The sequence below is a fragment of the Niveibacterium sp. genome (assembly GCF_041909475.1).
Lineage (GTDB): Bacteria > Pseudomonadota > Gammaproteobacteria > Burkholderiales > Rhodocyclaceae > Niveibacterium.
Genome location: NZ_JAYRDJ010000016.1, coordinates 15,995 through 36,433, shown reverse-complemented (window position 1 = coordinate 36,433; position 20,439 = coordinate 15,995). Strand labels below are relative to the sequence as shown.

Below are 20,439 nucleotides of genomic sequence, written 5' to 3'. Positions count from 1 at the left end.
GATCTCCGGTGCTACCGGCGCCGGACTGACGCGGCGATATGATTGGCGATCGCTTCGACTTCATTGCGATTCAGCGGGGTGCCGCGGGCCCTCTCGGCATTCCGGATTACATAAAGCAGGAGGTCGGGCTTGTCCTCCTTGGCGTTGCTGTCACCCTTTACGAAAGCCATGTAGCCGTAGTCGAGGGAGCCATTCTGACGGGTGATCTCTACGAAGCTGCGCTTACCTTCGTAGTTTGCGATGACCACATCCGGGAACTGCTTAAGCCCCGGCATGTGAGGGCTCAGCAATCGAACCTGTCGATCGGAAGGGTCTGCATGCCTAAATTCCCAGAATTTCTGCACTTCTTGAGCAGCGGTCAGATCCCTATTGCCAGCTGGCGGTCCTGCACTCATGTCCTGAAAGAAGATCTCGATTTCTGGATGTTCCTTCAAGCGATACGTGACACCGATATCGCGGCGCAGGTTTCCGCCATCCGGGAGGAAGCCATAATGCAGACACAGACCGGGTTCGGCTGGGACTTCAAAGACTTTGCGGGACCGTACCGTCGCTGACACATGGCGCGCCCAGGGGGTGTAGGCGCCATCGTCGGTGGCTCGCTCACGCAAGCTGAAGAGTCGCCCGCCGCGACGCATCAGGTGATGCTTGCCGGGGCCAATCGCCCAAGTGTGTGTGTCCGGGAATTCGCTTTCGATCTGCTTCATATGGCTCGGATCTGCGACGCCGGTGGCGCGCTCTTCACGTATGTCTGCCGCGTAGCGGGCATCCATGTCCTTGGACGCTGCGGCAAAAACCGTCGCGTCGGCAAGCGGACCCGATTCGAGTTGAAAGCCTGCAATCTGCTTATCGCCCCACGTTTGCCCTTCAGGGAGCGCTTCACCAGGAAAGGTATATGGAATGTTGTACAAGCCGCCGGCCGACAAGAGGCTCTGGTAGTCAGGCATCGCCACGTCGACCTCGCCCGGAAGTTCTAGACTGAAACGACCGACGCACTCGCGCTGCCAAGTTCCAAGTGTTTCCTTGGCCTGCGCAAGAGCTGAATGAAAAAGGCTGACGGTCGCGATCAGTGCGAGGGCGAGTCGGTAAGTGCTCTGGGTCATGTGGCCTCTTCGGGAGCGTGTGCTTCATTTTGAGCGACTTCCGTCTTGCGATGGTCGGATGGCCGCAAAGGATCGCGAGCAGGTGTTTCGTTACGGACCATCAGATTCGTGTGGTAACCGACGTTATTGTTCTCGCTCTGTGTCCACTGGATAGGTAGAGATGTGATGAACCCTTGAACGGAGGCGAGGCCCGCGGCGCCGTCTCGGCTGAAGTGCGGTTCCTTCCAGAATTCGGTGTCGAACGGCATGCTGGCAGAAGCTCTTTCGGCGCCCTTCGTCGCGGCGCTGTTCCACTGCGACCAAATGGAACTCGGATCTCGGTTTTCCTTGTCGAATATCGACTTGTTGCGCGGAATCCAGGCGAATGCCGCCTCGTAACGACCTGTATTGGCCTTCGCAATGGATTGGATCGCCTGGGCGGTAGCGGGATCGGCCGGCCGATCCAAGAATGCGGCAAGACTCCCCGCGGACGTTGCGCCGCCGGTTGCTGGGCAGCTCGTGAGCTCCAAACCGAAGAGCTTGCGCCACACGGCCTTTCTCAAGTTCCGTGCGTGCTTGAGCGTGAGCACGGGTCGGCCGTTGCCGCACAGATCAACCAACTCATCTTCTGAATCGTGGATCAGCACTGCGATTTCGGAGTCACGGCTGCCCAGCAGGCTGCGGTCATTGATGTTGGCACTGCCATGCAGGACATAGCGGTCATCCACAATCATCAGTTTGGTATGGACGTAGATCTGTTCTGTAACGTATCGATCACCGAGCTTAGCCCAGTTGCGCAGGTTCAAGAGCGTCAGGTATTGCGTCCACTCACTCTCCTCGCGTTTGACCTCCCTCAGCGCGCACTTGACCTGATTGACCAGGCTGTTCGAACCGAACACCAGAGACTGCATGGTCCAGTGGATCTGCGTCATCGTGGGGCCCCCGTCGAGCAGGCCTTCGGGGTGCACAGGGAGCACCAGATAGACGTGGAACGGCTCCTTGTCGGGATCGATCACCGCGTTGTAAAGACGTTGGCCGAGCTTCTCGCAGACCGCATTGCGGATCGGGCCATCCGCATCGCCCGGCATGACGCGCGTGGCGCGGACGCTCCATGCGTTGTTGTCGTAGACGCGCTGCGCTGGCCCCGAGCGATCTTCCCGGGGGCGAGGGTTTGAGGTGCCAAACGCCGAGGTGAAGAACTGGTTCTCGATGTAGATGTAATGCTGGGACTGTTCAATCAACTGCAGCATCGCCCGCAGGATGTCGTCCTGTTTGCCGGCAGGAGCGCCCTTCTGGTTGGGAAACACGCCTTTGGCCACTTCAGGCTTCATGTTTGCAAACGGCAGGAACTCTGCGGCGCGAAGCTTGGCGGAAGCGCTGCGCAGTACCTGTACGGAGCAGCCGGACTTGCCGGGTAGCGGTGTGGTGGCCAGCGTAGGCACCGTTAGTTTGGTCGTGGCGCCTGCGTTCCAGCGCAGCACGAAGTTGGCTGCCAGATTGATCGCCGCCGGTCCCTCGATTTGCTGTTGGAGGTCTTGCCAGGGCATCCGCGGTTGGGTGTTCGGATCAAGCGACGCGCGGGGGGCGTCGCCCGCGAGCGCTTGCAGCCCACCATGCGCAATCTTCGTTCGCGTCTCCTTCCGATTGCCGCTCAGTGCGTCGTAGCCCCCGCTGAGCAGATCCGGGTCAACCTCGGGCGCCTTCATCGAGCCGCATGGTGGGACGCACGAGTTGTAGCGGTTCTGACCGTCACGCCCCTCTGCATCGGCCTGCAGGCAATAGGTCTCGTCATCGAAGCGGCCGTAGGCGATATCGATGCCGCCAACGAATGCGATCTTGCGGTCTACGACAACCTGCTTCTGGTGATGACTGAAGAACAGCGCGTCTTCGTCAGAGTGAGTCGGCGAGCGATGAACGAAGATGACCTGTTTGCCGACAATCGCGTTGATGTCCAGTAGGGCAAGCTCAGTCGGTTTCGCGTAGGTATTCACCGCCGAAGGGTTGTCCCAGGGCATCACATAGATTTTCGGCGCACCGTCCTTTTTCGCGAGTTCCAGCAGAACGTCATAGAGACGCAAATCACGCGTGAGCTGTGCGTCCCAGTTGATCTGCCAACCGGCGATCAACACTTCCGAAGTCGCGGCGCGCAACGCCTTGATCAGCGCCTCGAAATACGCCTTTCCCGATAGGAGTGGGGTGACCGTGTTACCGCCGACCGGATCAGAGAACACCTGGCTGTAGTGCACATCGATGTTGCTGGTGCCGTTCGCGTCACACGCATTGCCCTCCGCATCCACAATCTGGTGGAGCGTCCGGACGGGCTCAACGTAGGCGGGCGTGGGGGCGCGGAGGGCGGTCGTCGAATAGGACATGGCTTATTGCTTGGCGATGAGTCGGTAAAGAGCGTCTTGGGCGATGGAACCAACGTTGCGCCGTGCCCAGCGCTCATGACCCGATTCAGACGAGGACTCGTCGCCCACCTGGGCGCGACGATCGGTGTAGCCGAGCGCATCGAGTGCATGCTCGTTACGTTGGATGGCCGTCCAGTCCGGATCTTCACGGGTGAGACGAAGGTTGCGAACCTGCCCGGCAAAGCGGACCCAGATCTGGGAGGGCGCCTCGTCGTAGGCGGCCTTGAGGGCCTTGGCCTGCTCATCGGACAAAGCGAGTCGTCCGGTGCTGTCGGTGACGCCTTCCAGCATGACTTCCGAGGCGCGTCGAGCGCCGTTGGCATCAGTTGCTTGAACAATGCGCCACGCGACGTTCGGCAGTGGTTTGCCTGACGGGCCCGGTGTGTGGGTGAGCAGCATCGAGAAGCGTGCGGGCACATCGGGCAGCGCAACCGCCGGGAACTCCGGCAATTTCGCACTGACGTTTCCGCCTCCGCCAAAACTCTTCTGACTCGCATGCACCGTCAGCGTCCCCGGGCACTGCACCGTGATGTTGCCGCCTTCGATGGTGATCGCTGCGCCACCGGCGGTGGCGAGGTGGATCTTCTTGGCGGCGGCGAAATCGGCTGAGGCGTTTGCGGAGAGGATCTTCAGGTCGTCCTTGGCTGCGATCTGCAGGATGTCGCTGTGCGCTTCGAGGCGCAGCGGGCCGGCACCTGCGATCATCGACAGTCCCATGCCGCCTTCGCCTGCCTTCTCCGCGCCGGCAAGGATGCCGAGCGCCTGGCCCGTGTGCAGCCGCGTGTTGCCTTGCGTGACCCACTCCTGATTCGCACCGGTGGCGAAGAGCGCCGTTTCGTTGGCGGCGAGCGTGATGCTGTCGGCGGCGGTGAGGGCGAGGCCAGCTTTGGCGGAGACGGCGAGCAGTGCTGCCGCGCTGTGCGGCACGCCTTGCTTCTTGATCGGCAGCGCGGCATCCGTGTAGGCGGCGCCGAGGTCTTCCGGGGCTACGCAACCGGAGAGCGCTTCGGTAAGTGCGGCCGCGAGGGGCTTTTGCGGTGTCAGCGCGCAGGCGTTGGCTTTGCTGCCGCCCACATGGCTCGCGTAGGGCACCGTCTGGTGCGTCTTCGCAGCACCGTTCATCGCTTCGGCGAGCTTCTGTGCCTGACGCGCGAGCGCAACCCCGGCGGCGTTGTCGCCCGCGACATCCCCGCTGCGCTGCGCGTAGCTGGAGAGCAGGACGCCGCGTCCCCCGTTGATCGCGCCGAACGCGTCGGTGCGCAGCTCGAAACCCTTGCCGCGGAAGCTGCCGCGGTAGTTGTCGCTGGTGTGGATCAGGTGACCCAGTGCGAGGCTTGTTGCCTGCTGTGTGGTGCTGACTTGGGTGCGCAGTTGGTTGTCGGAGTCGTCGAACACCAGCTCGTTCCAGCCGCCCCCCCCCCAGGCACGGCTGCGGATACCGGAGAGCGCACCCGCGTTGCGGTGGTTCGCTTCCCCCGCCCCTGCGGCATGCCACAGCGGCGCATGACCGCCGGTGAGGTTGCCTTGTGCGCTCGCGGCGCGATCGTTGGCCAAGGTGAAGACATTGGGATCGGGCGCACTGGCGCGGCCCCCAGCGGATGTGGAACGCCCTCCGGGCGTGGGCGCCACCCCATTCTCGCCGCGGCCGTTGAAGGCCGCACCGACGCACACCGGCCGATCGATGTCGCCGTTCATGAAACTGATCAGAACTTCCTGACCGATGCGCGGGATGAAGCGGGTGCCGGCATTCGACCCGGCATGGCGAGTCACCACGCGTACCCAGCATGATGCGGGGTCATCCGGTTGCTGCCACAGAAAGCGCACACGGATGCGGCCCAGCGAATCGGTATGCACCTCCTGCGTACCGGAGGCGAGCTCTTCGCCGTTGGCGCCGACAACCACGGCGTGCTGCAGGCCGGATGCGGTGGGGCGCGGGTTCAGGCGGGCGCCGGTGTTGTCCGTGAGTTGCGGGCGCCAGGGCGTGACCGCACGCAGTGCTGCGAAATGACACGCGAAGCCGTGATGAGCAGCCGCGTCGATCAACTTCGGATCCAGCGTGATCGACACGACGCGCGGTTCATCAATACGATGGCTGTGATCGTCGCCCGCAGAGCACCCCGGCGCATCACCGAGCAGCGCTGCAACCGATTCGGCGAGTCCTACGGGCAGGTTGTTCTTGCCTGCACTTTCCACCGCAGTCAGCACAAAGCGGCGCTCATGGCTGCCGGATTGTGTGGCGGGCAGCAGCGTGGCGAGTTGATCCGACAGCCCTGCCTTCAGATCGAACCAGGTGCCGGGTCGCAGGCTACGCACCGAGGCGTGTCCAAGCCAGGTCTCGACGCGAGCTTCTACCGCTTCACGACTGAGCCGCACATAGCGTTCGGCAAGACCGCTGTTGGCAAACGCGTAGGTGCCTACGAAATCGTAGTCCTCCAATGCCGGGGCATTGGGCCCACCCATTGGTCGGGCGCTGGGCAAGGATGCGCTGATCGCGCTGTCGGCCTTGTAGTCGGTCGAGAGGAGCGTGGTGCTCGACGCGGCAAAGCGGCGCTGGCAACCGAAGGCGAGAATGCTGTCCTGTTCCTCGGGTGCGGCGGCACGGTGATAGCGCAGGCCCGCGCCGCCGATGGCGGATGCTGAGCAGCGGTCCTGCGGCAAGGCTGCGCTGTCGGCGAAGATCAGCATCTCGTGCAGCGCTTGCTGCGAGACGGTGGATTCACCGCTCACGGCCTCACGACCGCCCGCGTCTTCGTTCAACTCGCGGAAGCAATAACCCAGCCCCTCTTCGCACAGCAGTCGACTGATGAAGTCGAAGTCAGTTTCCCGGTATTGCACGCACAGCGAGCGCGGCGGCAGCTCTGCGATAAAGCCCGAGACTTCATCGGCAAGCCGCCACTGCGCAACGCTGGCGTAGGGCGCGAAAACCGCTTCGATGATCTCCAGCAACGACTGCTCGAGGAAGACCCGACTGTTTGCGCTGCGGGTGGCAAACCACAGCCACGGCGCCAGGGTCAGTCGATAGCGGGCGAGACCGCCGTTGGCGTGCAGTAGCGCCGCATCTTGCACGTAGCCAGAACGCTGAACACGGCTACCGTCGGCGAGGGTGATGCGAAGTGCGCCTTGTTTGTTGATCAGCCCCTCGACATCGAGCCCGGCATCGGTGCACAGCAAATCCACTTGCCAGGTGGAGAGCTCCGACAACGCCTCCCGCGCGCGAAACGTCTCCACGAGCCACGGCGTGGTATCCCCTTCGAGCGCAAACCCATACAGCCGCGATTCGGACGTAAAGAGGGAAGGGGAGAGCACTGCGGACAGCAAGGATGCGACCGACATGGCGGGAACACAGAGAACCGGGATGCCGGATGATGACATTGAAGAATACCAATGTCATGACACCTTGCGAGGTGATGTGATCTGGTTGGCATTGAAGCCCGCGTCTTCGACGTCGTAGGCTGGATCGGCAGGCTTGCTGGCACAGACTGTGTCAAGGGGCCGCGCGACGCGGCTCAAGGTTGGTCGTTGGTGCGCACGGCTTGTGGCGACAAGCGCCGACCGTGCGATCGTCAGTCGGTCTCATGTCGCTGCATGCGAACCAGTCGGGTGCCGGTCCTCGTGGCACCTCGGGAGCACCAGATACTGCGTGGGCGACAGATGCTCGGTGGCTTTGCGGTGCACACGTCGACGCTGCATGGTGCACCGATAGGACACCTACGGTGCACCCACGGTACACACAACGTGCACTATCGTAACGGCTGCAATTTTGGGCAACCATCGGTGCCCCAGGTGGGCCTCGCGGAACGGGCACACCACCCGACCGATCTTTGTCGGAACAATACGGAAAACCGGAGGCAAGACCGTCGGATGCTGACCCTGAATCGCCATTGCACATGGGGTCAGCACATTGTCGGAACAATACGAACTTCGGCCGTACGACGACCATTCTCGTGCGTGCCGCAACAGGCACATCGTGAGCATCGGAAGGTCGTTCTTCTTACGGCGGTTCTGCTCCGTGGAGTTCGATCCACGTTAGGTAGGTGCAAGTCGCGCCGTAACCAATGGCTTTGGTTGGGGGGCGTTGGTGCGAAGTGAAACCGGACCAAGTGTAGGAACAATACGGATTTGTGGCGGATACGGCCTCTTGGCGCCCACATCGGTAAATCCGAGCAGGCGGCGCGTTTGAGCACGTGGATCGAGGTCAGGATGGAGTGCGTGTCGATCGACGTTTAGGCGCCACGCCAGAAGCCCGAGACGCCGTCTTGTTGCACCGGCTCTAGCGAATGGGGTCAGCTCTAGATCGTGGTGCTACTCACCTGAGGGGGACGGTCCGCGAGGTTGATGCTTTAGGTGGGGGGGAAGCGGCCTCCTGCTCGTCCGTCGTGTCAGTCCGTCACTTGATCGAGGCAGGCGCGGATCTCGAGTATCGCCTCGGCCGCACCCAGCGGGATCTCGATGTCCTGTGCGCGGGCGACCTCGCTCTCTCTCTTGTTAATGCGGATCAGTGGGCCGAGCATTCGTTCGCCGATACGGCGGATCGAAGGAATCGCAGTGCCGGCCCCAAGCTCGATGGTGACCAGTCGTTCACTCTGTGTGAGCCACTGCTTGAAGCGCGCTTCCTGCATACGGCTTCGGTGGTCGAGCCAAGCCCAGTCAGAGAACATCAAGATGTTTGGGCGTGCGATTTCACCGCATTCGGGGCAGCGCGGTGGCGCATTGCGCAACGCGCACTCCGCCATATCTACCTGCGGCGGGAAATCATCGGCAGGCCATACCCGACTCGCACAGCCATTCACGCACTGCAGGTGATGGATCGAACCGTGGATTTCCCAGATCTGGTTGGCGGAAAAACCCGCTTTCTGGAACTGGCCATCGACGTTGCTGGTGACGACAAAGGTGGGCAGAGGGCGCGCTGCGCCAATCTCGCGCAGGACAGCAAAGCCTTCGTGCGGCACGGTGTCACGGTAGAGCGCAAGCCGGTGCCCATAAAAACCCCAGGCGAGCGTCGGGTCCGAGCGGAAATGGGACGGATTGGCGATATCGGAGAAGTGCAGTTTCCGACGCCCGAGCGCAGGATAGGCGTTCCAGAACCCTTCTGGACCACGAAAGTCGGGCAGTCCGGAATCCACGCCCATGCCAGCACCCGCCGTGATCAACAGGGCATCGGCGTTTTGGATCGCTTGCGCTGCGCGCACTAAGTTTTGCAGAAGATCGGTGGTCATAAGTTGGCTAGCAAAGCCGTTTAGTGAAGGGGCGGGCGAAGGCGGCGTGCGGCGTGTTGGCGTGCTGCGTTACAACCTGGGCGACATTCAGATCATTGGCTCGAATGCGCGGTCGTGGAAAATGCGTTTCATGCCCGTTTCGCCCAGCGCTACAAGGGCTTTGAGCACCAGGTGGTCGCCCGGGTTGTTGAGCAAGTCCTCGAGCGTGGCGAGGGGCGCCAAATGCACCGCCTGCGATTCCCAGCCCATGTCCGCCGGGGTGCCGCCGATTCGGCGCGCGACGTAATAGCGGTTGTGCGTTTTGCTGCGGGTCGTGTCGATCAGGTGGGCGACCAGTTCGATCTGAAGCCCGGACTCTTCAAAGCATTCCCGCACCGCGGTCTCGCGCAGCGCACTGCCGCGATCGACATGACCTTTGGGGAAGGTGGCGAGATTGCCGGCGAACTGATTGCTCGGCGCGACGATCCAAACTCGGCCGTCCGGCTCCAGTACCACCGCACCGGCCGCCGGAAGCTTGCCGATTGGCACCTCGAAGGTCGGCTCGGTAAAGCGCGCGGTGGCGACGTAGGCCCGCCACTGCGCTTCACTTAGCGGTACATCTTCCCATGAGCGGAACGCGATCCCGTTCAGATGCAGGGGCATTGGCCCGGCCGGCACTACGGTGGCGATCCGGTTTGCGTCATGCCAGTCGCTCAGGGGCGATGGCAGATGCGGCCGACGAATGTATACCGTTTCGCCGTCTTCGTTCTTGCAGGGGTGTTCGATGGGCATGTATGTCGCGACTAGGGCGTGGCCGGGGCGGGGGGCCGAAACAATGTGACGCAAAGGATTATCTGTGTCGAGCAGGCTCGCTGCGTGAGCCTGCGTTCAGGATCGGCGAAGCCGTCGGGTCGCATACTTGAGGGTGCTGACGAACTCAAGCGCCCTCGCTGAGCACTCAATGGGTGCCGCGGTTGTGGGCTTGGAATTGCGGCGGGCGTGAATCGCCGGGTGTTTCCTATACACCTTCGAAAGGCAGCTCAATCCTGCAAAGGTGCCGAATGCCCGACTGGGTCGCATCGGCCAGCACGGCCGTTGACGCGGATGAATCAAGTGGTTGGTTTCGTACTGAACCCCGACATCTACCCTTGGTTCTCTGTCAGCAGAATCTCGGGTAGCCAAACGGTTCAGGCGCATTAGGGATTCTGCGAGCAGCTCAATGAGACAATCCGCACCATGGCATCTACTCCCTACCGTCCGCCTGAGCACCAAGGTCTGTCCGTGCTTTATCTCTCGGATCAGCTGATCGTCGTCGACAAACCCAGTGGCTTACTGAGCGTGCCGGGGCGCCAACCCGGCAAGGAAGACTGCTTGTCGCGTCGGGTACAGGCCCAGTTTCCCGACGCGATGATCGTTCATCGCCTGGACATGGGCACCTCGGGCATCGTCGTCATGGCGCGCGGCGCCAGGGCGCAGCGGGAACTCAGTCGCCAGTTTCAGGAGCGCAGGGTGCGAAAGAACTATCAGGCCCTGGTCGATGGGCGCTGGAGGGCTGCCGCCACCGGTGAGATCGGGTTGCCCATTGGCGTTGATCAGGCAAACCCTCCCAAGCAGAAAGTCGAACACGCCACGGGCCGGCCGTGCCTAACGCGCTATTGCGTACTTGATAGCGATGCCGCGCCCGGGATTTCGCGCATCGCGCTGGAGCCCATCACCGGGCGTTTGCACCAGCTGCGGGTTCACATGGAAGCGATGGGGCATCCCATCATTGGCGACGATTTCTACGGCACTCCGGCATCCTGCGCAAAGGCTGAGCGTCTGATGTTGCACGCCTGCCAGATCGAATTCGAGCATCCCGAAACTGGGGCACTGCTGCGTGTTGAATGCCCGCCGCCCTTCTGATCGTAGCTGACCGTGGCACCGTTGGCTTCCAGGACGTTGGCTTTCCTCGGTAACGAAAGACGGGAGCTCGGCCTTAGCCGACCTTCATGTGCTCGTGCCCCGTGAGCAAGCGGACGTCGGCTTTGAAATCGCAGTGGCGCACGGATTCGACCCCACTCCGACAGGAATTCTCTCCATGCCAACGCCAGCATTGCGGTAAGAGCCGTCATGGGTCTATCAACGGTGTGAGATAACGTTGAACCCGCTACTGAAATCTGAGACGAAGCGAATTGGCAACCACCGAGACCGAGCTGGCAGACATCGCGACCGCCGCGATCAGCGGCGACAGCAGAATGCCGGCGACCGGGTACAGCACGCCGGCGGCGATCGGCACGCCCAGGCCGTTGTAGAGCAGCGAGAACAGCAGGTTCTGCCGCATATTGCGAACCGCGGCCTGAGATAGCTGGCGCGCACGCGCGATGGCGCGCAGGTCGCCCTTCACCAGTGTCACCTGCGCGCTGTTGATAGCGATGTCAGTGCCGGTGCCCATCGCGATGCCGACGTCGGCCGCGGCGAGCGCGGGCGCGTCGTTGATGCCGTCCCCGACCATCGCGACGCGGGCACCGCTGGCGCGCAGGCGACCCACCAGTTCATGCTTGAACTGCGGTGTCACTTCGCCGTGCACCTCGTCGATGCCAAGGCTCGCGGCCACGGCTCGCGCCGTCGTCAGGCCGTCACCGGTCGCCATGACGATGCGCAGGCCGTTGCCCTGCAGTGTCGTGATGGCTTCCTTTGCGCCGGGCTTGATCGGGTCGGCCACTGAGATGAGGCCGGCGAGCCGACCGTCAATACCGACGAACATCACACTCGCGCCACTGCCACGTACCGCCTCGGCCTCATGTTCGAGCGGCGTCGGGTCGATCCCCGAGTCGCTGAGATGGCGCGCGTTGCCGATGACAAGCTCGTGCGCTTCCACGGTGCCGCTGACGCCGATACCTGAGCCTGAATCGAAGCGCGACGCATCGGCCAGTGCGAGGCCGCGGTCGCGGGCGGCAGCAACGATAGCCGCGGCGAGAGGGTGCTCCGCGGCCTGATCGAGGCTTGCCGCCAGCCGCAAGACTTCGCGATCAGAAAAGCTGCCATGCGCGAGCACATGTTGAAACTGCGGGCGGCCGAGCGTCAGCGTGCCGGTTTTGTCGACAACCAGCACATCCACCGTGCGCAGCGTCTCGATCGCCTCGGCGTCGCGGAACAGCACGCCGCTCGTGGCCGCGCGGCCGGTCGCGACCATTACCGACATCGGCGTCGCGAGGCCCAGCGCACACGGGCAGGCGATGATCAGCACGGCGACGGCATTGAGGATCGCATAGACGCCGCGCGGCTCGGGGCCGAACAGGAACCAGACGGCAAACGTCAGCACGGAGGTCGCCAGCACCGCGAGCACGAATTTCGCCGCGACGCGGTCGGCGATGCGTTGCATCGGCGCCTTGCTGCGCTGGGCGCGCGCGACCATGTCGACGATCTGCGCGAGCACCGTGTCGCGCCCGACCTTGGTGGCCTCGATGACCAATGCGCCGCTCGTATTCACGGTGGCACCGATCACCGCGTCGCCCTTGGTCTTGGAGACCGGCACCGGCTCGCCCGTGAGCATCGATTCGTCGATGGCGGAGTGGCCGTCGAGCACGCGTCCGTCCACCGGGACCTTCTCGCCTGGGCGCACGCGTAGTCGATCGCCGACAACGACCTCGGCAAGTGGTACATCGGCCTCAGAGCCATCGGCGGCGATGCGCCGCGCAGTCTTGGGCGCGAGGCCCAGCAGCGCGCGGATCGCGGCCGAGGTCTGGCTGCGTGCCTGCTGTTCGAGCACTTGGCCGAGCAGGGTCAGCGACACGATCACCGCCGCCGCCTCGAAGTACAGGGCGACATGCCCGCCTTCGCGGAAGCTCTCCGGGAAGAGCGCGGGGAACAGCACCGCAACGACCGAGTACGCATAAGCCGCGAGTACGCCGATGCCGATCAGGGTCCACATGTTCGGGCTGCGCTGCCGTATCGAGGCGACGCAGCGAACGAAGAACGGCCAGGCCGCCCATAGCACGACCGGCGTGGCCAGCACAAATTCGAGCCAGCCCATCACCGACGAGTCGGCCAGCATGCGACCGGCCGGCAGCATGGCTACGGCCAACAGCACAATGCTCAGGGGCAGCGTTGTCCAGAAGCGGCGGCGAAAGTCGCGCAGCTCGTGGTCGTCCTCGGCCTCGCCGGTCGGCAGTTCAGGTTCCAGCGCCATGCCGCACTTGGGGCACGTGCCAGGGTGGTCCTGACGCACTTCGGGGTGCATCGGGCAGACGTAGAAGGTGGCTGCCGCATTGGCGGGCGACTTTGGCGCAGGCCGGGCCGAGGGTTCGGCCTGCGCGGCGTAGCGAGTGGGGTCGGCTCGGAACTTCTCCAAGCAATGCGTGCTGCAGAAGGGATAGGTCCGGCCCTCGAATTCAAGCGTTGCCTTGGCGCTATCGAGCGTCACTGGCATGCCACATACCGGGTCGACGAGGCCAGTCGCAGTGGCGGCCGCTTCGCTCGGGTGGGCGTGATGTTCGCGCGGTTTGTTATTGTGACCCGCGTATTGGCCGACGTGGCTATGTTCGGCGTGTCCGGAGTGCTCATGTGGGTGGTTCATTACGATCCTCCGTGTGGTGGCCGGATGCCTGAGTTTGACCGCGTGGTTGCCGTCACATAGCTAGACGAGGAATCCAGGCGGGTGTGCTGGCACTGTAGGCATCCCAAAGTGCACCAAAGTGCTGCCGCGCTTCGTGCTCCTCATCGCGTGCCAGGCGCACGAAGCGCCATACGAGCAGCGGGAACATCAGCAGCGTCAGCAGAGTTGGCCACTGCAGCAGGAAGCCCGCCATGATGACGATGAAGCCGAGGTACTGTGGGTGGCGGCAGCGGGCGTAGAGGCCTTCCTGCGCGATTTCCCCGGCGCGTTGCGCGCGGTACAGCACTGGCCAGGCCGACGACAGCATGAACATGCCGACCACGATGGCGACCATGCTCGCGATGTGAATGACATTGAAGTGCGGATCCCCTTTAAGTCCCAGCACCGACCACCACAGGTGGCCTGCTTCGTGCGAGAGCGGATTGAGACCGGGATAACGGCTCTGCAGCCAGCCCGCCAGCAGGTACATCGTCAGCGGCACGCCGTACATTTCGACGAACAGCGCGACAACGAAGGCGGAGAAACTCCCGAGCGTGCGCCAGTCGGTGCGCGTCTGCGGTTTGAAGAAGCTATAGGCGAAGGTGACGAAGAGGACGATATTGAGGATCACGAGCCCCCACAGCCCGTAGTCGGACGCGTTGGTGGTGCTCATGATTCACCTCCTTGCGGCGGATCCTTCGGCGGCTGTTTCTGCTCAGCTGCGCCATGGCCATGGTGATGACCGCCATGCATGAACAGGTGCATCAGCGGACACAGCAGGATCACGAGATAGGGCAGTGCGCCCAGAACGTGCGCGCGGTGTTCGAAGATCAAGGCGGCGAGCGCCAAGCCGACGAAAGCGACGGCGACCATGCGTGCGCGCTGTGCGAGGCGGTGCTCGCCATTGCCGGACGGCGCAGACTCGTTGTCGTGGCGATCATTGTGCTGGGTGTTCATGGCCTTCCTCCTCACACTTGACTGAGTACGTTCCCCCTCGCCTTCACGTGGGGGAACGCGCCGCTCAGCGCCAGGTTCGCGTTACCACTTTGGGCCCTCGCCGTGATAGAGCTCATTCATATAGGCACGCTCGGCCGCCGTCGCACGGCGCCAATCGAAGCCAATCTTGCCGGCGGACGCGTTGGCCGAGGACTTGCTCTGCACGACCGCCGTCTTGTCCGCCTTCTCTTCGGTCAGTCCGTCGCCGCGCACATGGCTGACGACGCCGCGTTCGTCCTTCACCTGATGGAAGGTCTCGCCTGCCTGTGCGGAGGAAGCGATTCCCAAGCCCAGCGTGGCGGTGAGCAGTACGGTTGCGATGGGGGTGTTCATGGTGTTTCTCCTTCTTGCCCGGGGGCACTCAAGACGGGCGTCGGGTGGCGCCCTTTGTGAGTGCCATCTTGCGCATTCGATCCCGTCGAGGGCATGACTGCGGGATTACATCTTTGACAGCTGGATTCAACCGTGCGTGGCGGCGACCTTCCGACGTTGCTCGGCTTACAAATTCGTAATCTGGCGGACAGCGCGTTGACGGAATCAAAGGCGCAGAGTGCTCAGCCATGGAGTCGCGAAGTTATGCGCGGCTCATTCAACGGGAGCAGAGCCAAATGAAAACCCTCTTGATGCTTGTCGCAGCCGCCCTCTGGTCGCTGACCGCCGTAGCCGCCGATCAGAAACCCGCCGCCGAGCAGTCGCCTCCGGCTGCGGCGCACGCTACTGAAGGCCACAGTCACACCAAGGAACGTTCGGCGCAGGCAACCAAAGACCCGGCCGCCAAGCCACTCTCGGAAGAGGAAAAGAAAAAGATGCACATGCACGCACGCGACGCCAAGTAGGGCGCCGCTGCATTGAGCTGACGTCGCCTGACGATCGCCCGCCAAGGAGTGGACGATCGGTCATTGCAAGCGAACCTGAAGAGTTCGTCGGTGCGCGTCATAACACAGAGAGAAACCGCCGGTGCGACGCCTAAGCGTGAGCCCTGTGGTCCCAACAGATAGGTCGTGTCGTGAAACTGAGCGCATTCAGGCGCTGCGCGGTGTATGGCAGTGCCTTCGTTGTCATTGCTGCGGCTGCCGCACGCGCTGCGCCGTCTTCCGAACCTTGGGTGGCGGTTGAGCACTCGTCCGTACTGGAAACCTATCAAAGGTTCCAGGACGAGCCCGTGCGATCGTGGCCCGCCTCAAATCAGGCGGTAGGAGAAGCGGGCGGATGGCGGATGCTAGCCAAGGAACGCTCGATCGAACCTGCCACGGTGCCACCCAGCGAGAGACCGAGCGCGGCACACGAGTCCTCACATGACGCGCCCGAAGCGGAGAAACGCCGGTGAAGCGGCTTTTTGTCATTCCGCTGCGCCGTGGCGCCCTGTTGACGTTGGCTGTTGCGCTTGTCGGATGTGCGTCATTCGACCCAGCGAGTGTCGTCGGCGAGATCAATCGTGAGGCGGCACCGTTCACCGGCGGTGCGCTGCAGTTGGTTCAGACCGCAGAGCAGCGCGCCCAACGTGAAGCGGCGGTGGCGCGTGTGTTGGAGCACGACTTGTCGCCGGACGACGCGATTCGTGTCGCGATGCTCAACAGTCCTTCGATTCAGGCAGTGCTTGCGCAAGGCTGGAACGATGGCGCCCAGGCTGCGCAGGCCTCACGCCTGCCAAACCCACGCTTTACGTTTGAACACCTGACGGTCGGCAACGAGCTTGAGATCGGAAGACTGCTGTCGTTCGGAGTCCTGGACCTGTTGCTCTACCCGCAGCGGTACGGCGTCGCGTTGTCCCGGATGGAGGAGGTGCGGCAGAAGATCGCGGCCGATGTCGTGGACCAGGCCAGTGCAGTGCGACGTGCATGGGTCGACGCCGTGGCCGCGCGCCAAATCGAGGAACTTGCCCGCAGGGTCGTGGATTCGGCTGCCGCCAGTGCAGAACTCGCGCGTCGCATGCAGGCGGCGGGCAACTTCACACGGCTGCAGCGCATGGCGCACCAGTCGTACTACGCAGAGGCCACGGCGCGTCTGGCTACGGCACAGCATGAGCGCATCGCAGCGCGCGAAGCCTTGGCGAGGCTGTTGGGGCTGAGCCCGCATCAAGCGACGTTGCTTCGGCTACCTGAGCGGCTGCCAGACCTTCCGACTGCGCCAATCGCGCCGGCGTTGGTCACCCAAAAGGCGCTCAACGAGCGCATTGATGTCAGGTTGGCCCAAGCGGATCTGCAGGCGAGCGCGCGCACCGAAGGGGTCGCGCTGGCGACGAGTGTGACGGACATCGAACTGGGATTGCGCCGCGACACGGTGTTCGACGACCAGGCCGCCACGCAGGCGCGGCATCAGGGCTATGAGATTGACGTCACGCTTCCACTCTTCGATCTGGGCGACCAGAAAAGGGCCGCGGCCGGTGCGCGCACGCTGGCGGCCCAAGCGCGCCTGCTCGCCGCCACGCGGGCTGCCAATACCTCTTTGCGTACGGCTTACTCGGCGTATCGCACCGCGTTGGACGTTGCGCGCCAGTACAACGATGAAATCTTGCCGCTGAGGCGCGCGATGTCCGACGAACAGCAGCTTCGCTACAACGGCATGCTCATCGGTGTCTTCGACTTGCTTGCCGATGCCCGAGAGCAGGCGCAGGTGGCGACAGCCGCAATTAACGCCCAACGCGTCTTCTGGCTGAGCGAAGCCGACCTTCAGGCCAACATTGTCGGACGTCCGGTGGGTGGAGCCCTGCCCAATGGGGCGGTTGCAGAAGCCCGCTCCGATGGTCCGGTCCACTGAATGCATCACGAGAGTACTCACCGATCATGAGCAGTCGTCGCAGTTTTCTCCTCAATGGGCTACTGACTGGCGGTGCGGTCGCATCAGCCTCGGTCTCGTCAGCCGCGCTCGCCGCCATTCCGGAGGCGATCAGCCAAGCGTCGAGCGACACCATGCCGCCGCTCACGCCGTCGAGCGGCCGACCCTATAACCCCGTAGTCACCCTCAATGGCTGGACCTTGCCGTGGCGGATGCGCAATGGGGTCAAGGAATTCCATTTGGTCGCCGAGCCGGTGGTTCGCGAGCTCGCGCCTGGGTTCGTCGGGCATCTGTGGGGCTACAACGGCCAGTCGCCGGGGCCCACCATTGAAGTGGTCGAGGGCGATCGGGTCAGGATCTATGTCACCAACCGCCTGCCCGAGCACACGACGATTCACTGGCATGGACAGCGCCTGCCCAACGGCATGGACGGTGTCGGCGGGCTCACGCAACCGCAAATCGCGCCGGGCAAAACCTTCGTCTACGAGTTCGTCGCGCGTCGCCCAGGTACGTTCATGTACCACCCGCATGCGGACGAAATGACGCAGATGGCGATGGGCATGATGGGTTTCTGGGTGACGCATCCGAAAGGGGCACATCCGCTGATCGATGAGGTGGATCGAGACTTCTGCTTCTTGCTCAATGCCTACGACATCGATCCCGGCAGCTACACGCCCAAGATCATGACGATGCTGGACTTCAACATCTGGAGCTGGAACAGCCGCGTGTTTCCAGGCATTGCGCCGCTGGTCGCGCGCAAAGGGGATCGGGTCCGCATCCGCATCGGCAATCTGACGATGACCAATCACCCGATCCATCTGCACGGACATGAGTTCGTCGTCAGCGGTACCGATGGCGGTCCGACACCTCGAGGTGCGCGCTGGCCGGAAGTGACGACCGATGTGGCCGTCGGTCAGATGCGACAGGTGGATTTCATCGCGGATGAGGAAGGCGACTGGGCGATTCACTGCCACAAGAGCCATCACACGATGAACGCGATGGGACACGACGTGCCGACGCTCATCGGTGTCGATCATCGCAATCTCGCGGGTCGCATCGCGCGGGTGCTGCCGGACTACATGGCGATGGGCGAGCGTGGCATGGCCGACATGGCGGAGATGGAGATGCCCTTGCCGGACAACACGGCGCCGATGATGACAGGGCAGGGGCCGTTCGGGCCAGTGGAGATGGGGGGCATGTTCTCCGTCCTCAAGGTTCGCGCCAAGCAGCGGCGCGGCGACTACGCCGATCCGGGCTGGTTCGTCCACCCACAGAACACCGTCGCGCGCGAAGTCGTGGCGACGGCTGAGTCAGCTTATCGCAAGAGCGATCCGGGGACGTCGTCCATGGCGCGTCAGGCTGCGCCGGCCAACGCGGTCGAAGTTCAAGTGCGCAAACCCGGCGCGCACACACACTAGAACGCATCACCGTGGAGCAACATTCGATGAAAATTTCTTCCTCCCTCCTTACCCTCGGCGCAGTACTGGTTGTCGCGGGCGCCGCCAACCTCGCCTTCGCAAACGGCACGCATGAGGGTGGGCACGAGCATGGCGGTCACGAGCACGCCGACGGCGAGCATCAGGCGATCGGTCAACCGGGCGTTGCATCGGCCGTCAAGCGCACGATCGCGGTTACGATGAGCGACGACATGCGTTTCACGCCGAGCAATTTCAGTGTCAAGCGGGGCGAGACCGTCCGATTCGTCATCAAGAACGTTGGCCAGGTCAAACACGAGTTCGTGCTGGGCACCGAGGCGGAGTTGAAGGAGCACTACGAGATGATGAAGAAGTTCCCGACCATGGAGCATTCGGATCCCAGCATGGTGACGGTCGCACCCGGCAAGACCGAAGAGATCGTCTGGAACTTCTCGCGTGCCGGTCGTGTTGAAATTGGTTGCCTGCAACCGGGTCATTTCGACGCAGGCATGCGCGGGGCCGTGTCGGTGCTCGGGGGCAAGAAATGAAGAACGTCGGTCTGGCGCACGCCACTCGGCTGTCGCTGTGGGCGATCATGAGCGTTGCCAGTGCTGCAGCGGGCGCGGCGGAGCCGGTATCGGTCCAATGGACGCCGGACGGGCGCTTTGAGCATCAAGCGACGATCGCGCCGAAGCAGTTTCTGGAGGTGTGCGACACCATTGCCAGTGGCGCCCGTGTGGCCTGGAAATTTTCGTCCGATGCGGCGCTCGACTTCAACGTTCACTTCCATGAAGGAACGGCAGTCCGGTACCCCGTGAAGATCGATGCCGTCCGGTCTGAGGCTGGCGTCTTCAAACCCAAAAAGACGGCTGACTATTGCTGGATGTGGACCAACCGGGGCGCCCAGTCGGCGTCGATCACGTTGACGCTCGAACAACGCCGTTAGTGGATCGCAGGGGTGAAAAAAAGGGGCCGGTGCTGGGAGGAGAGCGTCCAGCACCGGAAAGACACGCGCTGGGAAACGACGAGCGCGCGGATGAGGAGCGGGTTTTCGTTATTTGTCCGCGGACTGGGTCGCAAGTTGGCGGTGCAGTTGTGCCAAGGCCGTCTTGTCCGCCGCGATCGCGTCGTAGCCTTTCGCGGCTTGCTCGCAATGCTGTGCGTAGCTCTGGCCAAAACCGTTGCGATACGAGTTCGCTTGTCCATACGTCTTGGCGAGCGAGCGATGTGATGCCGCCGCTTGTTTGGCCTCAGCGGCTTCCGCGTCGTAGATGGCCACGATCGCTTGGTGGTCCTTAGCCGTTTTTGCACTGGCCACTTTCTCTGCGAACGCCGGCGTCAGGCTCGTGGGCGGGCTGAGGCTGGCGCACCCGGTCAGCAGTGCGGCCGCCAACATGAGCGGAATGACGATGCTCTTTTTCATGATGTCTATCCTTCTGGGCTGTAGATAGATATCGCGGGAAGCGGGGTCCGGAGTGTCGTCGCCGCGCCCCTCTCTTCCCGCGCAAACTGTCAGTGGCTCTGGCGCTGCGCTTCGGCGTGGTCTTTTCCCTCGCCCATCACATCGTTGTGCGTCTTTGCCTGACGTGCGGTCTTGCTGTCAGTGCTGCCCGCGCGCACGTCTTCGACGGCGGCGTCCGAGTGGCTCATGCCCTTGGCCATGTTCTTTTCATGCGCGCCGGTCGACTTACCCTTCTGGGCGGGGTGTTTGGCGCTCTGCTGCGCTGTGCTCACGCTCTTGCCTTGCTGCAGCGACTTGGCCATGTCATCCGAATCATTGGCCGCCTGGGCGAGCCCCGTAGCGAGCACCGTCGAGAGTGCGATCGCCGTTGCTGCAAATCCAAATCGAACGTTCATTGTCATTCTCCTCAGTGAAGTGAAGTTGCGTCAGCGAGCGCTCATCGGACTCAAGCTATTGCTTCCAATTGAATGCCGCCTCGCCGAGTTGTCTGTGGGCCGATTTGTCAGGTCCACGATGCGTAGCGTGCGCTGCGA

The 20,439-nt window shown here is 63.0% G+C and carries 18 protein-coding genes; 6 read left to right on the top strand and 12 right to left on the bottom strand.

The features are described from left to right. Positions 1 to 11 precede the first annotated feature (11 nt). The 5 genes from ACE3P0_RS11895 to ACE3P0_RS11875 all read right to left on the bottom strand — a co-directional run bounded on the left by ACE3P0_RS11895 (position 12) and on the right by ACE3P0_RS11875 (position 9,477). Positions 12 to 1,100, bottom strand: a complete 1,089-nt coding sequence (locus ACE3P0_RS11895) for a T6SS immunity protein Tli4 family protein (RefSeq protein WP_374402838.1) — start codon at positions 1,098 to 1,100, stop codon at positions 12 to 14. Further along, a complete protein-coding gene (locus tag ACE3P0_RS11890) occupies positions 1,097 to 3,451 on the bottom strand; it encodes a phospholipase D-like domain-containing protein (protein WP_374402837.1) in 2,355 nt (784 codons plus the stop codon). Before ACE3P0_RS11890 ends, ACE3P0_RS11895 begins: the two co-directional genes overlap by 4 nt. 3 nt (positions 3,452 to 3,454) lie before the next feature. After that, the gene (locus tag ACE3P0_RS11885; protein WP_374402836.1) at positions 3,455 to 6,823 is read right to left on the bottom strand and encodes a type VI secretion system Vgr family protein; all 3,369 of its coding nucleotides are present in this window, start codon (positions 6,821 to 6,823) and stop codon (positions 3,455 to 3,457) included. Positions 6,824 to 7,869: 1,046 nt separating this feature from the next. Then, positions 7,870 to 8,706, bottom strand: coding sequence for an NAD-dependent deacetylase (locus tag ACE3P0_RS11880; RefSeq protein WP_374402835.1), 837 nt, complete (start codon positions 8,704 to 8,706; stop codon positions 7,870 to 7,872). 87 nt (positions 8,707 to 8,793) lie between these two features. Then, entirely contained in the window at positions 8,794 to 9,477 is a 684-nt protein-coding gene (locus tag ACE3P0_RS11875) for an NUDIX hydrolase (protein WP_374402834.1), read from the bottom strand. A gap of 489 nt (positions 9,478 to 9,966) precedes the next feature. Here ACE3P0_RS11875 and ACE3P0_RS11870 point away from each other — a divergent pair, with 489 nt between their 5' ends. After that, entirely contained in the window at positions 9,967 to 10,587 is a 621-nt protein-coding gene (locus ACE3P0_RS11870; RefSeq protein ID WP_374402833.1) for an RluA family pseudouridine synthase, read from the top strand. A gap of 244 nt (positions 10,588 to 10,831) precedes the next feature. Here ACE3P0_RS11870 and ACE3P0_RS11865 read toward each other — a convergent pair whose 3' ends face one another. The 4 genes from ACE3P0_RS11865 to ACE3P0_RS11850 all read right to left on the bottom strand — a co-directional run bounded on the left by ACE3P0_RS11865 (position 10,832) and on the right by ACE3P0_RS11850 (position 14,587). After that, complete coding sequence (locus tag ACE3P0_RS11865; protein ID WP_374402832.1) at positions 10,832 to 13,240, bottom strand: heavy metal translocating P-type ATPase; 2,409 nt, start codon at positions 13,238 to 13,240, stop codon at positions 10,832 to 10,834. Between the two features lie 52 nt (positions 13,241 to 13,292). After that, complete coding sequence (locus tag ACE3P0_RS11860) at positions 13,293 to 13,931, bottom strand: isoprenylcysteine carboxylmethyltransferase family protein (RefSeq protein ID WP_374402831.1); 639 nt, start codon at positions 13,929 to 13,931, stop codon at positions 13,293 to 13,295. Continuing rightward, complete coding sequence (locus ACE3P0_RS11855; RefSeq protein WP_374402830.1) at positions 13,928 to 14,215, bottom strand: DUF2933 domain-containing protein; 288 nt, start codon at positions 14,213 to 14,215, stop codon at positions 13,928 to 13,930. The genes ACE3P0_RS11860 and ACE3P0_RS11855 overlap by 4 nt, the downstream gene beginning before the upstream one ends. Before the next feature lie 81 nt (positions 14,216 to 14,296). Further along, positions 14,297 to 14,587 carry a hypothetical protein gene (locus ACE3P0_RS11850; protein ID WP_374402829.1) on the bottom strand — a complete coding sequence of 97 codons (291 nt, stop codon included), beginning with the start codon at positions 14,585 to 14,587 and terminating at the stop codon, positions 14,297 to 14,299. A 227-nt stretch (positions 14,588 to 14,814) separates the two neighbouring features. Between ACE3P0_RS11850 and ACE3P0_RS11845 the strand changes: the two genes are divergently transcribed. Continuing rightward, entirely contained in the window at positions 14,815 to 15,090 is a 276-nt protein-coding gene (locus ACE3P0_RS11845; protein ID WP_374402828.1) for a hypothetical protein, read from the top strand. A 562-nt stretch (positions 15,091 to 15,652) separates the two neighbouring features. On the opposite strand, the gene ACE3P0_RS11840 is transcribed toward ACE3P0_RS11845, so the two are convergent. Further along, complete coding sequence (locus ACE3P0_RS11840) at positions 15,653 to 15,787, bottom strand: hypothetical protein (RefSeq protein ID WP_374402827.1); 135 nt, start codon at positions 15,785 to 15,787, stop codon at positions 15,653 to 15,655. Between the two features lie 3 nt (positions 15,788 to 15,790). On the opposite strand from ACE3P0_RS11840, the gene ACE3P0_RS11835 reads away from it, so the two are divergent. Genes ACE3P0_RS11835 through ACE3P0_RS11820 form a run of 4 tightly spaced genes read left to right on the top strand, consistent with a single transcriptional unit; the run spans position 15,791 to position 19,390 of the window. Further along, on the top strand, positions 15,791 to 17,011 hold the full coding sequence (locus tag ACE3P0_RS11835; protein WP_374402826.1) for a TolC family protein: 1,221 nt from the start codon (positions 15,791 to 15,793) through the stop codon (positions 17,009 to 17,011). 26 nt (positions 17,012 to 17,037) lie between these two features. After that, entirely contained in the window at positions 17,038 to 18,447 is a 1,410-nt protein-coding gene (locus ACE3P0_RS11830; protein ID WP_374402825.1) for a multicopper oxidase family protein, read from the top strand. A 26-nt stretch (positions 18,448 to 18,473) separates the two neighbouring features. Beyond that, on the top strand, positions 18,474 to 18,992 hold the full coding sequence (locus ACE3P0_RS11825; RefSeq protein ID WP_374402824.1) for a plastocyanin/azurin family copper-binding protein: 519 nt from the start codon (positions 18,474 to 18,476) through the stop codon (positions 18,990 to 18,992). After that, on the top strand, positions 18,989 to 19,390 hold the full coding sequence (locus ACE3P0_RS11820; RefSeq protein WP_374402823.1) for a hypothetical protein: 402 nt from the start codon (positions 18,989 to 18,991) through the stop codon (positions 19,388 to 19,390). The genes ACE3P0_RS11825 and ACE3P0_RS11820 overlap by 4 nt, the downstream gene beginning before the upstream one ends. A gap of 108 nt (positions 19,391 to 19,498) precedes the next feature. Here the strand turns inward: ACE3P0_RS11820 and ACE3P0_RS11815 are convergent, their stop codons facing one another. Together ACE3P0_RS11815 and ACE3P0_RS11810 are read right to left on the bottom strand one after the other, a co-directional pair. Beyond that, the gene (locus ACE3P0_RS11815) at positions 19,499 to 19,867 is read right to left on the bottom strand and encodes a hypothetical protein (RefSeq protein WP_374402822.1); all 369 of its coding nucleotides are present in this window, start codon (positions 19,865 to 19,867) and stop codon (positions 19,499 to 19,501) included. 89 nt (positions 19,868 to 19,956) lie between these two features. Continuing rightward, the gene (locus ACE3P0_RS11810; RefSeq protein ID WP_374402821.1) at positions 19,957 to 20,301 is read right to left on the bottom strand and encodes a hypothetical protein; all 345 of its coding nucleotides are present in this window, start codon (positions 20,299 to 20,301) and stop codon (positions 19,957 to 19,959) included. Positions 20,302 to 20,439: the final 138 nt, after the last annotated feature.

What these genes read in the sequence shown, in the direction of transcription:
- ACE3P0_RS11820 (WP_374402823.1), top strand. Translation starts at nt 18,989, where the DNA reads ATGAAGAACGTCGGTCTGGCGCACGCCACTCGGCTGTCGCTGTGGGCG.
- ACE3P0_RS11890 (WP_374402837.1), bottom strand. Translation starts at nt 3,451, where the DNA reads ATGTCCTATTCGACGACCGCCCTCCGCGCCCCCACGCCCGCCTACGTT.
- ACE3P0_RS11815 (WP_374402822.1), bottom strand. Translation starts at nt 19,867, where the DNA reads ATGAAAAAGAGCATCGTCATTCCGCTCATGTTGGCGGCCGCACTGCTG.
- ACE3P0_RS11865 (WP_374402832.1), bottom strand. Translation starts at nt 13,240, where the DNA reads ATGAACCACCCACATGAGCACTCCGGACACGCCGAACATAGCCACGTC.
- ACE3P0_RS11885 (WP_374402836.1), bottom strand. Translation starts at nt 6,823, where the DNA reads ATGTCGGTCGCATCCTTGCTGTCCGCAGTGCTCTCCCCTTCCCTCTTT.
- ACE3P0_RS11860 (WP_374402831.1), bottom strand. Translation starts at nt 13,931, where the DNA reads ATGAGCACCACCAACGCGTCCGACTACGGGCTGTGGGGGCTCGTGATC.
- ACE3P0_RS11875 (WP_374402834.1), bottom strand. Translation starts at nt 9,477, where the DNA reads ATGCCCATCGAACACCCCTGCAAGAACGAAGACGGCGAAACGGTATAC.
- ACE3P0_RS11850 (WP_374402829.1), bottom strand. Translation starts at nt 14,587, where the DNA reads ATGAACACCCCCATCGCAACCGTACTGCTCACCGCCACGCTGGGCTTG.
- ACE3P0_RS11830 (WP_374402825.1), top strand. Translation starts at nt 17,038, where the DNA reads ATGAGCAGTCGTCGCAGTTTTCTCCTCAATGGGCTACTGACTGGCGGT.
- ACE3P0_RS11880 (WP_374402835.1), bottom strand. Translation starts at nt 8,706, where the DNA reads ATGACCACCGATCTTCTGCAAAACTTAGTGCGCGCAGCGCAAGCGATC.
- ACE3P0_RS11855 (WP_374402830.1), bottom strand. Translation starts at nt 14,215, where the DNA reads ATGAACACCCAGCACAATGATCGCCACGACAACGAGTCTGCGCCGTCC.
- ACE3P0_RS11825 (WP_374402824.1), top strand. Translation starts at nt 18,474, where the DNA reads ATGAAAATTTCTTCCTCCCTCCTTACCCTCGGCGCAGTACTGGTTGTC.
- ACE3P0_RS11895 (WP_374402838.1), bottom strand. Translation starts at nt 1,100, where the DNA reads ATGACCCAGAGCACTTACCGACTCGCCCTCGCACTGATCGCGACCGTC.
- ACE3P0_RS11845 (WP_374402828.1), top strand. Translation starts at nt 14,815, where the DNA reads ATGGAGTCGCGAAGTTATGCGCGGCTCATTCAACGGGAGCAGAGCCAA.
- ACE3P0_RS11810 (WP_374402821.1), bottom strand. Translation starts at nt 20,301, where the DNA reads ATGAACGTTCGATTTGGATTTGCAGCAACGGCGATCGCACTCTCGACG.